Genomic DNA, 14965 nt, shown 5'->3' on the forward strand with positions numbered 1-14965 from the left:
TTCTCGCACCGGCCCGGGTGCCGTTGAGAGCCCGCGCGGACCGTGCGAGGGTGGACGGGACCGCGTCGAACGAGGGAGTTCCGATGACGAGCACCACCCGTACCCCCGCCCGCGCGACCCAGGGCAGGGTGCGCCGCGCCCGGATCGCCGGGGCGACGGCCCTGGCCGCGGGGATCGCGCTCGCGGCGCCCGCGGCGGCGGTCGTGCCCGCCGCGGCACCCGCCGACGACGGCTACGAGGTGATCCTCGACGGCACCCCGGAGTCGTTCGACGCGTGGGAGTACGCGGGCGACGGCGGGTTCGACCGTCTCGACGACGGCACGGTGCGCAGCCGCGCCGGCGCGGGCGGCGGGTTCGGGACCCTCTGGTACCCGGTGCGCCAGTACGGCGACTTCTCGATGGTGGTCGAGTTCCGCGACGACGCCCCCGGCGACGCGCGCGCGAACAGCGGGATCCAGGTGCGGTTCCCCGACCTGTCCGGTCCGGTCGAGGGCTGCCCGACGACGTTCAACGGCAACGAGACGGGCAACCTGTCGTGGATCGCGGTCAACTGCGGCCACGAGATCCAGGTCAACGACTCCCCCGAGGGCGGCTCGAACGACCCCCGCAAGACGGGCTCGGTCTACGGCTTCGCCGACCTCGGCCTCGACGAGGCCCGGCCCACCGCCAAGGGCACGTGGAACGAGCTGGAGGTGCGCGTCGTCGGGCAGCACTACACGGTGATCCGCGACGGCGTGGTGATCAACGAGTACGAGAACCTGCCGGGCGTGCCGTTCCCCGACCGCCCCCTCGACCCGGACTCGAGCTCGCGCGGGCCCGTCGGGTACGTCGGCCTGCAGGCGCACGGCTCCGCGCCGGACGTCGTGTCGTTCCGCGAGGTGCGGGTCCGCGAGCTGCCGCCCGTCCACGTCGAGGCCGACGCGCGGTGCCTCGGCGGGACGGCGCACGTCGCCGTCCGCGCCGAGAACGTCGGGAGCGTCCCGCTCGACGTCACGCTCGGCACGCCGGCCGGCGAGCGCACGTTCGACGCCGTGGCGCCGGGGCGCAACGCGTACCGCGCGTTCAGCGCCCGTGCGGCGTCGGTCGACGCGGGGACCGCGACGCTCACGGTCCCCGGCGCCGACGGCCCGGAGGTCGTGGAGACGCCGTACGAGGGCGTCGACTGCTAGCTGCGGGACGTGCGCCCGACGAGCGCGCGGAACGCGAGCGTGAAGCTGACCACCGCGACGAGCGCGATCGCGGCGACGCCCTGCCACAGCGCCGTGGCGTCCCAGCCCTCCATGATCAGCGAGCGCAGCGCGGCGAGGAGGTAGGTCACCGGGTTGTACCGCGCGATCGTCGCGAGCCATCCCGTGAGCGCGTCGAGCGGGAGGAACGTCGTCGTGAGGAAGGCGAACGGGAAGAACAGCAGGAAGCTCGAGTTCACGGCAGCCGGGTTGCCGGTGCGGAGCGCGATCGCGTAGGGGAAGCCCGTGAAGGCGAGGCCCCAGAGTCCGGCGAGCAGCAGGAAGAGCAGGACGCCGGGCACCCCGGTCGCGAACTCGACCCCCAGCGCGAAGCCGAGCACCAGCACGGGGACTGACAGCGCCACGACGAGCACGAGGTCGGCGACCATGAGCCCGAGCAGGAGCGCGGTGCGGTGCATCGGGGTGAGCAGGAGCCGGTCGAAGTACCCGTCGGTGATGTCGGTGACCAGCGCGCTGGCACGGGACACGCCGGTCACGGCGAAGACGATGGCCACCGGGATCTGGAACGCCTGGAAGTCGCTCACCCCCGTCGCGGTGGCGACGTCGGACAGCGCGCCGACGTTGACGACGAAGAAGAACAGGGGGATGACGAGCGCGGGGACGATCGCCTCCGGCTCCCGCGGGATCTGCCGCAGCGCGCGGATCGCGACCGAGGTCAGGTCGCGCCAGAACCCGGCGGGTCGCCCCGTGATGGTGCGGGCGGTGGTCGCGGCGCGCGACGTCGTCCCGGTCATGAGGGCTCCTCCTCGCCGTCGAGGATGCGCTGGCCGGTGACACGGAAGAAGACGTCGTCGAGGGTGGGGCGGCGCAGCGTGAGCCCGTCGACCGGCACCCCTGCGCGGTCGAGCGCGAGGGCGACCGGGCTGATGGCCTGCGCGCCGTCGGTGACCGCGACGACGAGCCGCCGCTCGTCGACGTCGATGGAGTCGATGCCGCCGAGACCGTCGAGCGCGGCGCGGGCGCGGTCCGGATCGGCAGAGGTCTCGACGACGACGAGGTCCGTGCCGACCGTGCTCTTCAGCTCGGTCGGCGTGCCCTCGGCGACGATCCGACCCCGGTTGATGATGCCGACGCGGCGAGCGAGGGCGTCGGCCTCCTCCAGGTACTGCGTGGTGAGGAAGACCGTCATGCCGAGCTCGCGGTTGAGCCGGCGGACCTCCTGCCACACCGCGGCGCGGCTCGTGGGGTCGAGGCCCGTCGTCGGCTCGTCCAGGAAGAGGACCTCGGGGTTGTGGACGAGCGCGAGCGCAAGGTCCAGGCGGCGCTTCATCCCGCCCGAGTACGTGCCGACGCGCTCGTCCAACGCGTCCCCGATGTCGATGAGCTCGCGCAACGCCGCCACCCGCTGGTCGACCTCCCGGGAGGTCAGCCCGTAGAAGCGTCCTTGGAGGCGCAGCATCTCGACGCCGGTCTGCTTGTCGTCGAGCGCGGCCTCCTGGAGGGCGGCACCGATCCGCAGCCGGACGGCGGTGGGGTCGCGCGCGACGTCGTGCCCGGCGACGACCGCGGTCCCGGCGGTCGGGGCGAGGAGGGTGCACAGGATCCGGGTCACGGTGGACTTCCCCGCCCCGTTGGGGCCGAGGAACCCGTATACCTCCCCGGCCGCGATCTCGAGGTCGACGCCGTCGACGGCCTGGTGCTGGCCGAAGCGGCGCTCCAGGCCCCGCGCGGCGATGGCGGCGTCCGGCATGGTCTCCTCCTCCGTGCCCGGCGGCGGCCGCACCACGGACCCCGCACATCCCTCAGTCTGCTGAGGAATGTGCGGGAGCGCTCGGGGAGCGCACGGCGCGCGCGCCCCACGACCCCGGGTCAGATCTCCGAGCCCGCACCCACCGAGACCTCGACGTGCGCGGCGTCCCCGAGGTCGCGCGTCGCGACGACGACGCCGCGCTGCCGGTAGTCACCGGTGCGCAGGGTCGCCGGCACGGGCGCGAGCGCGTCCGGGCCGCTCCCGGCGCGCACCTGCACGCCGTCCCCGGTCGCCGTGACGCGGTAGGCCACGCGGCGCGTGCGGCCGCCGAGGTCCAGGTCGACGGCGAGGCCGTCCGCCGCCGCGGGCAGCACCGGGTCGACGACGATCTCCCCGCCGCGCTCGGTCAGCCCGAGGACGCCCTGGACGAGCTGGCGCAGGTAGATGCCCGGGCCGCTGGAGTACACGCGCCACCCGCCGCGCACCCCGACGCTCCCGTCGCGGAGCCCGTCGAAGTCGCGCGCGAAGCTCTCGCGGTCGGGGAAGTCCGCGTCGCTCGACGAGAAGTAGGCGTTGCGCTGGCGCGGGGCGGCGTGCGCGAGGCGCCGGCCGAGGTCGACCGGGCTGATGCGCAGCAGCTCGTCGAGCGCGCGGCCGCGGCCCAGGGCCGCGAGCGCCTCGACGTAGCGGATGTGCGCGTGCACGTACATGAGGCCGATCTCGCGGCCGACGTTCGCGGCCTGCTCGGCGCGCAGGAACGTGTGCGGCACACCCTCGTCGAACGCGGCCGGGTGGTCCATGAGGCGCACGCCGTCGGGGAAGTGCAGGTGCTCCAGCACGAGGCGCTCGTGGTCCGCGGCCTCCTCGGGCGTGAGGATGCCCGCGATGATCGACTGCGTCATGGGGATGAGGCGGTACCGCATCCCGGAGACGGTGTCCGACGGGTGGATGACGAGCTCGTCGCCGTCGGCGCCGTGGCGCACGTACCCGGCGAGGACGCCGTCCACGAGGGCGCGCTCGCGCAGGTCCGCGCGGACCTCCGCCGCGAGCGCGCCCGCGCGCCCGGAGAGCGCGGCGAGTTCGTCGCGGCCCGCGGTCGTGCGGGCGAGCAGCTCCGCGGCCTGCACGAGCAGCGCGGAGGTCCACGTCGACGCCAGGTCGGTGCGCATCCGCGGGTCTGCGGGCTGCAGCGTGTCGTCCCAGTCGCCCTCGCCGTAGGCGGGCAGCGCGGTGCCGGGCAGGCGGTCGCGGTCGAGGTGGTCGAGCAGGCGGGCCACGTGGTCGCGGACCGTCGCCGCGGCGTCGGGCCCCGAGGCGGCCGAGCGGCGCTGCTCGTGGTCCCAGAACGGGACGTGCTCGTCGAGCACGGCGAGGTCGCCGCTCGCCTCCAGGTACTGGGCGAGCGCGAACAGCGGCCACACGACGACGTCGCCGTGCGAGGAGTCGTTGTACCGCTCCGCGTAGGCGTCGAACATGAACCACTGCGGGAACTCGCCCCACGTGTGCTGGTGGGCCAGGACGCGCAGCACGATCTCGCGCGCGACGTCGTGGCGCCCGCCCGCGAGCGCGAGCTCGAACGGGCCCTGGCACACGTCGCGCGTGCCCCACGCCGCGCCCGAGTACTGCTCCAGGCCGTGCGGCACGAGGAAGTGGATCAGCGCGTCGTGCGCGTACCAGGGCACGAGGAGGTCAAGCTCCTGCGTCTCGACCGTCGCGTGCGGGACGAACCGCAGCCCGCGCACGACGCCACGGACGGTCTCGACGTGGCGCGCGAGGGTCGCGTCGACGTCCGCCAGGGGGTCGTGCGCGCCCGCGAGGAGCCCGACCGAGGCGTCGGTCCCGCGCAGCGAGCCGGTGAGGGCGAGCGTGAGCGACCCGGTGCCGGTCGTGCTCGTCAGGCGGCGGGTCGTGCCGGACGCGGCGTCCCCGGCGCCCGCCTCCTCGACGACGAGCCGCGCGGACGACGCCAGGGCGTACCGCAGGTCCGGGTAGTGCGCGTCGACGTCGCCGCCCGGCATGGGCCGCACCACGACGGCGTCGCCCGGGGCCGCGGGGACGTGCTCGGCGAGCCAGCCGCCGGCCTCGTCCTCGAGCTCGAGGGTCGCGGTGACGTGCAGCGGGCGCTCGCAGCGCACGGCGACGTCGATGCGGTTCTCGCGGTCGTGCGCGACGGTCCGCACGTCGACCCGCCCGAGCGGCGTCTCGTAGCGCCAGCGGACGCCGCCGACGTCGAGCACGAGCGCGGACGGCAGGCCGAGGAGCCGGGGCCCGCGGCCGTCGTCGACGAGCACGCGCAGGCCGCTGCTGCGCATCAGGTTGAGGTGGTGGCGGTGCACGGTCGCGAGGCGGTTCGCCGTGGTGTTGCCGAGCACGACGTGCGACGCGAAGACGCCGGGCGCGAACGCCGTCGTGGAGAGGACGTCGTCCGTGGGCAGCACGTCGTCGCCCGCCTTGAGCACGTGCCCGTGCGAGCGCTCGGTCACGGTGTCCTTGCGCGCGTCGACGACGTGCGTCCCCGTCGCGGTGAAGAACGACAGGAGCGTGCCGTCGGCGTCGCGCTCGGGCAGGAGCACGTCGTCGGCGGCGAGGCCGACGGCGGCGAGCAGCCCGGCCTCGTCGAGCTCGTCGCCCGCGAGGAGCGGCGCGTCGCGCAGCGCGGAGGCGGTCGGCGTGAAGGGCGCGGTCGGGCGGTCGGCGGCTGCGGCCGCGACCGCGGCGGCGGCCCAGCCGGACACCTCGTCGAGGTGGGCCGCGAGCGGCCCGGGCGCGTCGGCGTCGACCACGGTCACGGCGTGCACGACCGCGGTCCCGGTCGAGAGGTCGAGCGGACGCGAGACGAGCGTCGGCATCGCGTACTCGTACTGGAGCACGCCCGGCTGCACGGGCCCGAGCAGGCCGTGCGGCAGCCCGTCGCGGCGCGAGCGGGCGGTGAAGACCTGGAGCGAGTCCGTGAGGTGCGCGACGGCGCCCTCGACGAGGAACGCGACGGCGAGCGGGAGGCGCGGCTGCGCGGACATGGTCTGCCGGCTGACGAGCACGGTCCCGGCGTCGGGGTGCTCGAGCGCGCGGTGCAGCAGGTACTGGCACACGTACGGCTCGCTCGACAGCGCCGCCGCGGGCGGCGCGAGCGCGAGGTCCTGCGCGTGCACGACGTCGTAGCGCGTGCCGTCGTCCGTCGCGGGGCCGACCGTGAGGTCGACGCGCCAGACGAGCGCGCGCCCGTCGAGCGTGAGCGCGACGCGAGTGGCGAGCCCGAGCGCGGCGCCCGACCACACGACGCGGTCGGCGCCGACCTCGACCGCCGTCACAGCGGGGGCCGAGCCGGTGAGTCGCGCGACCTCGACCGTGCCGTCCGGGCGCGTGGCGCGCAGCAGGATCCCGCCGGGCATGCGGTCGTGCTCGCCCGGCAGGTACTGGTTCACGAGCAGGCCGTCCGTGCTGACGGCGCGCACGTCGCCGCCGCCGGTGAGCTCGACGGTCAGGCCGCCCGAGGTGAGCGTGGCGCGGGCGGGGGTCTCGGTCGCGGTGAGGGTCACGCGGTCTCCTGCTCGGTGGTGCGGGGCTCGGGTGCTGCGGGCGACGTGCCGTCGGGGCGCAGCAGCGCGAGGAACTGGTCGAAGAGGGCGACCATGTCGACGTTGTCGGGGTCGAGCAGCCACTGGAGCTGCAGGCCGTCCATGACGGCGGAGAAGAGCTGGCCGATCGCGGCCGGGTCGACCTCGGGGCGCAGCTCGCCCCGGGCGACGGCGTCCTGGAAGCGGGTGTCGTCCTGGTGGCGCAGCGCGCGGTAGCGGTCGCGGACGACGTCGTGCGCGGGATGGGTCGCGTCGGTCGCCTCGGCGGCGACCACCACGTGGAGGGACACGAGGCCGGGGGTCTCGGCGTTGCGGCGCACCTGGTCGCGGATGGTGGTCAGCAGGTCGGCGCCGGCCGCCTCGTCCTCGCCGCGGCGCACCCGGTCGCGCCGGTCGCGCTCCTCCAGGGTCGCCGTGAGGAGGCCGGCCTTGCTGCCGAAGTGGTGCAGCAGCCCGGCCTCGGAGATGCCCACGCGGGCCGCGATCTCGCGCAGCGAGCTCCCGCGGAAGCCCTGCTCGCCGAACACCTCGACCGCCGTGCGGAGGATCTCGCGCCGGCGCTGCTCGCCGCGGACGATGCGGCGGTCGGGGAGGCCGGCCGCCGTCGTGCCGCGAGCGCCCGTCGCGGTCGTCGTCCCCGGGCCCCCGGCCGTCCCCGTCGTGGCGCCGCCACCTGCGGGGTCGCTCTCGTTCATCACCGTCTCCTTCGGCAGGTCTGTCGGCGCCAACGGTACGGCCTGGACGCCCCGGTTGAAAATACTAACCGAGCGCACGCTAAGGTAGTTTCCACAGCGGCTCACACGGACGAGCCGACTGCTCGATGAGGAGGATTGCTCATGAAGCTCGGACGCAAGGCGGTCGCCATCGGCGTCGTCGGACTCCTGGCCCTGACCGCGTGCGGTCGCGCGGACGACGACTCCACGGGTGGTGAGACCAGCGCCGGCTCCACCACGACGGTGGACGACGCGCCCGCGGAGGGTGACATCACGATCTGGGCGATGGGTGAGGAGGGCGAGAAGCTGCCCGACTTCGTCCAGGGCTTCACGGAGGAGAACCCCGACGCGAACGTCGAGGTCACCACGATCCCGTGGGCCGACGTCATGACGAAGTTCCAGACCGCCGTCGCCGCGGGCACCGTGCCCGACGCGATCATGATCGGCTCGTCCTTCATGCCGACGATGGTCGCCACCGGCGGCCTCGCCCCCGTCCCCGAGGGCCTCGTCGACAACGACGACTTCGTCGAGGGCGCCGCCGCGTCGACCGTCGCCGACGGCGTGGCGTACGGCGTGCCGTGGTACGTCGAGACGCGCGTCCTGTACTACCGCTCCGACCTCGCCAAGGCCGCGGGCGTCGAGGCTCCCACCAGCTGGGAGGAGCTCACCGCGTTCGCGGAGGCCATGAAGGCCAACGGCTCGACCTACGGCCTCCAGCTCCCGATGGGCGACGCCGAGGACTCGACGCAGGTCATCCTGCCGTTCTACTCGCAGGCCGGCGGCTCCGTCCTCAACGAGGCCGGCGACGGGTTCGACCTCGACAACCAGGCCATGGTCGACGCGCTCGACTACTACGCGTCGTTCTTCACCGAGGGCCTGTCGCCGCTGTCCGGCTACGGCGACTCGCAGAACAGCGCGTTCGTCGACGGCTCCGACCCGGCGTTCATCTCCGGCCCGTGGATGGTCAACGTGCTCGCCGACCTCCAGGGCGAGGACTGGGTCGAGCAGAACGTGGCCACCGTGCCCGTGCCCGCCGGCTCCGCCAACAACGACTCCTACATCGGCGGCGCGCACCTCGGTGTCTTCGCCGAGGCCAAGAACGCCGACGGCGCCTGGAAGCTCATCCGCTGGCTCTCCGAGCCCGAGACGCAGCAGGCGTGGTTCGACGCGACGAGCGACCTGCCCGCGCTGAACAGCGCGTGGGACTACGAGGCGCTCACCTCGAACCCCCGCACCCAGGTGCTCCAGGAGCAGCTCGAGAACACGATCGCCCCGCCGACCGTCCCGAGCTGGGACGAGCTCTCGGCCACCATCGAGACCGAGGCCGAGAAGGTCGCGAACGGTCAGGTGACCTCCGAGGACGCGGCGAAGGCCATCCAGGCCAAGGCCGACACGCTCGGGCTCGGCTGGTAACAGGGCCCGTCAGTCATGACCACCACCACCGAGGGACGGCGCCGGCGTACGGCCGGCGCCGTCCACCGGCGACGGCAAGCGCTCGTCGCCTGGCTGTTCGCGCTCCCGTTCGTCGCGGTCTTCACGGTCTTCATGCTGGGGCCGCTGCTCGCGTCGTTCGGGATGTCGTTCTCGGACCTCACGATCCGTGACATCAAGACCCCGTTCGCGGTGAACTTCGTCGGGATCGAGAACTTCACCGGCGTCTTCCAGGACGAGCTGTTCCGCAAGGCGCTGGTCAACACCTTCTACTTCGTCCTCGTCGGCATCCCGCTGACGATGGTGCTCGGCCTCGCCCTGGCCGTCGCGCTCAACTCGGGCATCGAGAAGTTCCGCAGCGTCTTCCGCGTCGGCTTCTACACGCCCGTCGTGACGTCGATCGTCGCCGTGGCGGTCGTCTGGCGGTTCATCCTCCAGGACTCCGGCCTCGTCAACACCGTGCTCGGCTGGGTCGGGATCGACGGCCCCGACTGGCTCAACGACAGCACGTGGGCGATGCCGTCGATCATCCTCATGGCCGCGTGGCGCAACATGGGCACGCTCATGATCATCTTCCTGGCCGGCCTGCAGGCGATCCCGCGCGACGTCTACGAGGCGGCCGAGGTCGACGGCGCCGGCTCGTGGCGGCGCTTCCGCTCCATCACGGTCCCGCTGATGCGCCCGACGCTGCTGCTCGGCGCGGTGCTGCTGTCGGTCGGCTTCCTCCAGGTGTTCGAGGAGCCCTTCGTCATGACCAAGGGCGGTCCGGTCAACTCGACGCTGACCATCAGCTACTACGTCTACAACCAGTTCGGGTACGGCAACTACGCGTTCGCCTCCGCAGCCGCGTACGTGCTCTTCGCGCTGATCGCCGCCCTCGCCGCCGTCCAGTTCCGCCTGCTGCGGTCGAAGGAGGATTGACATGACCGTCACGTCCTCGCGGACCCCCTCCGCGACGTCGGCCCCCCAGGACGCGCCACGTCGTCGCGCACGACGCCCGATCCGCTGGTCGCGCGGCGCCACGTACACCGCGCTCGTCGTCGGGCTGCTCCTGACGCTCATGCCGTTCATCTGGATGGCGCTCGGCAGCTTCAAGACGCAGGGCGAGCTCCTGCAGCGGCCCATCACCTGGTGGCCCGAGAACCCGACGCTCGACAACTACGAGCGGTGGCTGTCCCAGCTCAACTACGGGCAGTACTTCACCAACTCGATCGTCGTCGCCGTCGCCGTGGTGCTCGGCAACATCGTCTTCTGCTCGATGGTCGGCTACGCCCTCGCGAAGATGCAGTTCCCCGGCAAGAAGGTGCTGTTCGCGCTCGTCATGCTCACGCTCATGGTCCCGGGCGTCGTCACGCTCGTGCCGATGTTCGTGCTCGTGTCCAACATGGGGCTCGTCAACACCTACCCGGCGCTCATCCTGCCGTTCCTCGCCGGCCCGCTCGGCGTGTTCCTCATGCGGCAGTTCATGCTCGGCATCCCCGACGCGCTCATCGAGGCCGCCCGGATCGACGGCGCGGGCGAGTTCCGGGTCTTCTTCCGGATCGTGCTCCCCCAGTGCGGCCCGCCGCTCGCGACGCTGAGCATCCTCACGTTCCTCGGGTCGTGGAACAACTTCCTGTGGCCCCTGGTCGTCGCGCAGACGGAGAACATGTACACCCTCCCCGTCGCGCTCTCGCTGTACTCGGTCGGCTCGAACGGCACCTACTACGGCCTGCTCATGGCCGGGTCCGTGCTCGTCGTGACGCCGATCCTCATCCTGTTCCTGTTCCTGCAGCGCTACTTCGTGCAGGGCATCGCCATGACCGGCATCAAGTGACCGGCGACCGACGAGGAGAGCCTGTGTCGATCACCTTCCCCGAGTCCTTCGTCTGGGGCGCCGCCACGGCGGCCCACCAGATCGAGGGCAACAACGTCAACAGCGACTGGTGGGCGCGCGAGGTCGACCCGGCCTCGACCCTCGCCGAGCCGTCGGGCGACGCCGCCGACTCCTACCACCGGTACGCCGAGGACATCCGGCTCCTGGCCGAGTCCGGGCTCACCTCGTACCGGTTCTCGATCGAGTGGGCGCGCATCGAGCCGGCCGAGGGCCGCTTCTCGCGGGCCGAGGTCGACCACTACCGCCGCATGATCGACTGCTGCCTCGAGCACGGGGTCACGCCGCTCGTCACGCTGCACCACTTCACGTCGCCGCGCTGGTTCGCGGAGGACGGCGGCTGGACCGACCCGCGGTCCGTCGAGCGGTTCGCGCGGTACGTCGAGCACGTGCTGCCGCTGCTCGACCGCGCGTCGCACGTGTTCACCATCAACGAGCCGAACATCCTCGCGATGATGATCACGGCCGCCAAGGGCACCGAGCAGCTCCAGGCCGGCACCATGCACGCGCCCGACCCGGTCGCGACGGAGCACCTCATCGCCGCGCACCGCCGCGCCGTGGAGCTCGTGCGGACCGTCGGGGTGCCCGTCGGGTGGCCCGTCGCGCCGCAGCAGTTCTTCGCCGACCCGGGCGCCGAGGAGGTCCTGCGCGAGTACGCCTACCCGCGCGAGACCGTCTTCCTCGAGGCCTCGCGCGGCGACGACTTCGTCGCCGTCCAGGCCTACACGCGCACGCGCATCACCGTGGACGGGCCGCTGCCCGCCCCGGAGGACTCGGAGAAGACGCTCACCGGGTGGGAGTACTACCCGGCCGCCATCGCGGAGGCCGCGCGCCTCGGGCACGAGATCACCGGCCTGCCGGTCCTCGTCTCGGAGAACGGCATCGCGACGGCGGACGACGCGCGCCGCATCGACTACACGCGCGACGCCCTGCGCGCGCTGCACGCCGAGATGGAGGCGGGCCTCCCGCTGCTCGGCTACCTGCACTGGTCGCTGCTCGACAACTACGAGTGGGGCTCGTACGCCCCGACCTTCGGGCTCGTCGCGTGGGACCCGGAGACCTTCGAGCGCACGCCCAAGCCCAGCCTCGGCTGGCTCGGCGGCGTCGCCCGCGGGACCGTCTCGCTCGTCGACTGAGCGCACGCACGGCGGCCCGGTCCGGACCTCACGGTCCCGGCCGGGCCGTCGTCGTCCGGGGAGGTCCGGTCGCGACCCGGGGCCTCGCTACGATCCGAGGTCGGGGCACGCTCCCCGGCCGGACCGGCCGCGGGTCGCACGACGGACGGAGGGCTCGGATGGCGGCGTCGCAGCCGGGTCGGCAGGGCGTTCCCCTCGCCCGGGTCGCGGCCGACGCCGGGGTGTCCGTCCCCACGGTGTCGAAGGTGCTCAACGCGCGCCCGGACGTCTCGGCGGCGACGCGCGAACGGGTCGCGGGCGTCCTGCGGCGGCACGGCTACGAGATCCGGCCCCCGACGTCCCGGCGGACGGGGCTCGTCGACGTCCGGATCGTCGACTTCGAGGGGCCGTGGTCCGAGGCGGTCGTGCGCGGGGCGGTCGCCGAGGCGCGGCGCCTCGGGCTCGACGTCGTGCTGTCCGTCGAGCTGGACCCCGACGACTGCGGCGCCTGGGTCCGGCACGCGCTCGCCCGGGGTACGGACGGTCTCGTGAGCGTCGTCGCCGTGCCCGACGCCGAGGCGCGCGCCGCGCTCGCCACGGCCGGGGTGCCGCTCGTCGTCGTCGACCCGCGCCGCCGTCCGCCCGAGGACGTGCTCAGCGTCGGGGCGGCCAACTTCCAGGGCGCGCTCGAGGCGACGGCGCACCTGCTCGCCCTGGGGCACCGACGCATCGCGACGATCACGGGCGTCCCCGAGCAGGACAACGCGCTCGCCCGCCTCGCGGGCTACCGCGCCGCGCTCATCCAGGCGGACGTGCCCGTCGACGACGACCTCGTGCGCCTGAGCACCTACGGGGTCGCCGCGGGCTACGAGGAGACGCAGCGGCTGCTCGCCCTCGACGACGCCCCGACGGCGATCTTCGCGTGCAGCGACGACACCGCGCTCGGCGCGCTGCGGGCGCTGCGCGAGGCGGGGCGCTCTGTGCCGGACGACGTCTCGCTCGTCGGGTTCGACGACCTGCCCGTCGCGCCCTGGACCGACCCCCCGCTCACCACGGTGCGTCAGCCGCTCGTCGAGATGGGCGCCTCGGCCGTCGCGCTCGTGCACCGGGCACGCAGCGCGAGCGGCCGCACCCTGCGCACGGAGCTCGCGACGAGCCTCGTCGTGCGCGCGTCGACCGCCGTGCGTGGGGTCAGCCGCAGGAGACGCCCGCGTAGCGGTACGGCAGCTCCTGGACGGTCGCGCCGTCGTCGGACGTCACCGTCACGGTCGCGGTGCCCGACGGGATCTCCGCCGTGCGCGCCGAGAACGCCCGGTAGGTGCTGCGGTGCGGAGCGACGTCGTCGTACGACCGCGTCCCGTACGGGGTGGCGAGCTCCACGGTCGTGCGGCCGTCGGACGTGCTGGTGGCGCGCACCGCGACGGCCGCCCGGTTGCCGAGGCAGCGCGCCTCGACCTCGACGTCGGCGCCCACGCCGGGCGTGAGGTCGGCGACGGCCGAGAAGGTCTCCGCCTCCATGAGCGGGCGCAGCGCCTGCTCGAGCCGGTCGTCGACGAAGTAGTCCTTGAGGCGCGAGTCGTCGAGGACGTTGCCGATCGCGGCGACGATCATCGCCTGGTCGAGCGACAGGTAGCGCTCGGCGACCGTGCCCGAGCGGACCGCGACCGAGTCGTAGAACCCGCCCGGCCCGTACGCGTCGAGGTCGTCCGCGAGGTGGGCCAGGTTGTCGAGCACGCCCTCGGTGTCGTACGCGAGCCCGAGGAACGACGCGTGCGGCGTCACGACGCCGTCACCGAACTCCGGCGCCGGGTTCGTGGCCTCGCGGCAGCCCTCGAAGCCGAGGTCGACGTCGGTCTCGCCGTCGGACAGGTAGCCGTCGGATCGCAGACCGATCGCGTCGACGCCGTACTCCGCGTACCCGCCGAAGGGGTTGCTCGCGGGCGAGAAGCCCCAGGCCCCGTACCCGGCCTCGTCGAGACCGTGCTCCTTGTGCGCGCGCACCACGAGCGGGTGGTTGACGCCCCACGACGTCGGGCCCCACTCCGCCTCGGGGACGAGCATGTCCGGCATGAGCGCCTCGAACATCGAGCCGCCCCAGCCCGGCACGACCGCGAGGTCGCGGTAGCGGTACGCCCCCTCGAACACCGGGACGCCCAGGTGCTCGCGCGTCTCGCCGACCGGCTTCTGCTCCTGCCAGGACCAGTCGCACGTGTCCGGGAACGTCCGGTAGCTCGCGTAGTAGGCCTCCGGCGGCACCTCGCCCTCGGCGATGCCGAGGTAGGTCGCGATGCGCGTCTCCGAGACCGTCGTGTCGTAGTTGTGGCACGTGTAGTAGACGTCGGTCCCCGTGCCGAGGTAGTCCCCGGCGACCGAGCACCCGGGCGGCTCCTCGTCCCAGAACCCGCCGCGCAGCAGCCCGACGCCGAGGTCCGGGCGCGCCTCCGCGTTGTAGAACGCGCCGAAGTGCATGCCGTCGTAGACGGCCAGCGCCTCCTCCGCGAGGCTCGGCTCCGCCTCCGCGACGACGCGCAGGCCCGCGGCGAGCCAGCCGTTGTCCACCGAGCTGAGGAACTGGTGCACCGGGTTGCCGTCGTCCGGCCACGTCTCCACCCGGTCGCCCGTCGCCGGGTCGTACCAGTTGTAGAACATGCCGCTCGCGTCGTGCCGGTCGAGGGACGCGACCGTGTCGATCGTCGTCGCGAGGCGGTCGCGCGCCTCGGCCTCGTCGACCAAGCCCAGGTCGCGCGCCACGACGGTGGACCACAGCCAGCCGCCGATGTTCGTCGGCGACGTGTACGCGCTGCTCGACGCCGGGTCCAGGTCGCCCTCGATGTTGTCCGCGGGCAGGCCGGTCTCCTCGTCGGTCATGGCCTCCAGCGAGGTGTAGGTGTCCTCCAGGTACGTCTCCAGCGTCGCGCGCTGCGCGCCCGTCAGGGCGGGCTGCCCGACGGCGGGCGTCGCCGTCGCCGGGACGCTCGCCGTGCGCGGGGCGCCCTGGGCGGCGGCCGGGGCGCTCTCGGCCGCGGCCGGGACGGCGAGGCCCGCCGCGAGCGCCAGCCCGCCGACGAGCCCACCGGCGACGAGGCCCGTCGCCCTGCGTCGGCGCCGCGTCGTCTCGCACGCGCGGTCGGTCGATCCATCCATCAGGCACTCCTTCGTGTCGCGGCCCCGAAATTTCGGCCGAACTTTCCGAATGGGGGCGGAGAGAGTAGCCCTCGGTCGAGCAGGGGTCAACGGCTCGCCCGGAGCCGGCGCACGACGGCGGAGGCGTGGCGGGCGGCGGCCCGAGCGGAGCGGGTACACGAACGTATAACGCGGGGT

The 14965-nt window shown here is 73.5% G+C and carries 10 protein-coding genes and 1 pseudogene; 6 read left to right on the top strand and 5 right to left on the bottom strand.

What is annotated here, in order from left to right; translation table 11 throughout:
• The first annotated feature begins 83 nt into the window (after window positions 1-83).
• On the top strand, window positions 84-1169 hold the full coding sequence (locus tag GWJ10_RS04035) for a DUF1080 domain-containing protein (protein ID WP_163185380.1): 1086 nt from the start codon (window positions 84-86) through the stop codon (window positions 1167-1169).
• Here the strand turns inward: GWJ10_RS04035 and GWJ10_RS04040 are convergent.
• The 4 genes from GWJ10_RS04040 to GWJ10_RS04055 all read right to left on the bottom strand — a co-directional run bounded on the left by GWJ10_RS04040 (window position 1166) and on the right by GWJ10_RS04055 (window position 7207).
• A complete protein-coding gene (locus GWJ10_RS04040; RefSeq protein WP_076404184.1) occupies window positions 1166-1981 on the bottom strand; it encodes an ABC transporter permease in 816 nt (271 codons plus the stop codon). The genes GWJ10_RS04035 and GWJ10_RS04040 overlap by 4 nt on opposite strands.
• Complete coding sequence (locus GWJ10_RS04045; protein WP_076404578.1) at window positions 1978-2937, bottom strand: ATP-binding cassette domain-containing protein; 960 nt, start codon at window positions 2935-2937, stop codon at window positions 1978-1980. Before GWJ10_RS04045 ends, GWJ10_RS04040 begins: the two co-directional genes overlap by 4 nt.
• Window positions 2938-3056: 119 nt before the next feature.
• Window positions 3057-6473 (bottom strand): hypothetical protein, encoded by a 3417-nt coding sequence (locus tag GWJ10_RS04050; RefSeq protein WP_163185383.1) that lies wholly within the window; start codon window positions 6471-6473, stop codon window positions 3057-3059.
• On the bottom strand, window positions 6470-7207 hold the full coding sequence (locus GWJ10_RS04055; RefSeq protein ID WP_082774551.1) for a TetR/AcrR family transcriptional regulator: 738 nt from the start codon (window positions 7205-7207) through the stop codon (window positions 6470-6472). Before GWJ10_RS04055 ends, GWJ10_RS04050 begins: the two co-directional genes overlap by 4 nt.
• A gap of 141 nt (window positions 7208-7348) precedes the next feature.
• On the opposite strand from GWJ10_RS04055, the gene GWJ10_RS04060 reads away from it, so the two are divergent.
• The 5 genes and pseudogenes from GWJ10_RS04060 to GWJ10_RS19735 all read left to right on the top strand — a co-directional run.
• Window positions 7349-8638 carry an extracellular solute-binding protein gene (locus GWJ10_RS04060; RefSeq protein ID WP_061268126.1) on the top strand — a complete coding sequence of 430 codons (1290 nt, stop codon included), beginning with the start codon at window positions 7349-7351 and terminating at the stop codon, window positions 8636-8638.
• Window positions 8639-8653: 15 nt separating this feature from the next.
• Window positions 8654-9577: a sugar ABC transporter permease gene (locus GWJ10_RS04065; protein WP_021481814.1), complete on the top strand. Its 924-nt coding sequence runs from the start codon at window positions 8654-8656 to the stop codon at window positions 9575-9577.
• Between the two features lies 1 nt (window position 9578).
• A complete protein-coding gene (locus tag GWJ10_RS04070) occupies window positions 9579-10472 on the top strand; it encodes a carbohydrate ABC transporter permease (RefSeq protein WP_163185386.1) in 894 nt (297 codons plus the stop codon).
• A 23-nt stretch (window positions 10473-10495) separates the two neighbouring features.
• A complete protein-coding gene (locus GWJ10_RS04075; RefSeq protein ID WP_346773819.1) occupies window positions 10496-11665 on the top strand; it encodes a family 1 glycosylhydrolase in 1170 nt (389 codons plus the stop codon).
• Window positions 11666-11823: 158 nt separating this feature from the next.
• Window positions 11824-12810: pseudogene (locus GWJ10_RS19735) on the top strand (LacI family DNA-binding transcriptional regulator); the annotation flags it as partial.
• A 25-nt stretch (window positions 12811-12835) separates the two neighbouring features.
• Here GWJ10_RS19735 and GWJ10_RS04085 read toward each other — a convergent pair.
• Window positions 12836-14788: a glucoamylase family protein gene (locus GWJ10_RS04085; RefSeq protein ID WP_163185390.1), complete on the bottom strand. Its 1953-nt coding sequence runs from the start codon at window positions 14786-14788 to the stop codon at window positions 12836-12838.
• Between the last annotated feature and the right edge of the window lie 177 nt (window positions 14789-14965).

The organism is Cellulosimicrobium sp. SL-1 (genome assembly GCF_011033075.1).
In the GTDB taxonomy this organism is placed as follows: domain Bacteria; phylum Actinomycetota; class Actinomycetes; order Actinomycetales; family Cellulomonadaceae; genus Cellulosimicrobium; species Cellulosimicrobium funkei.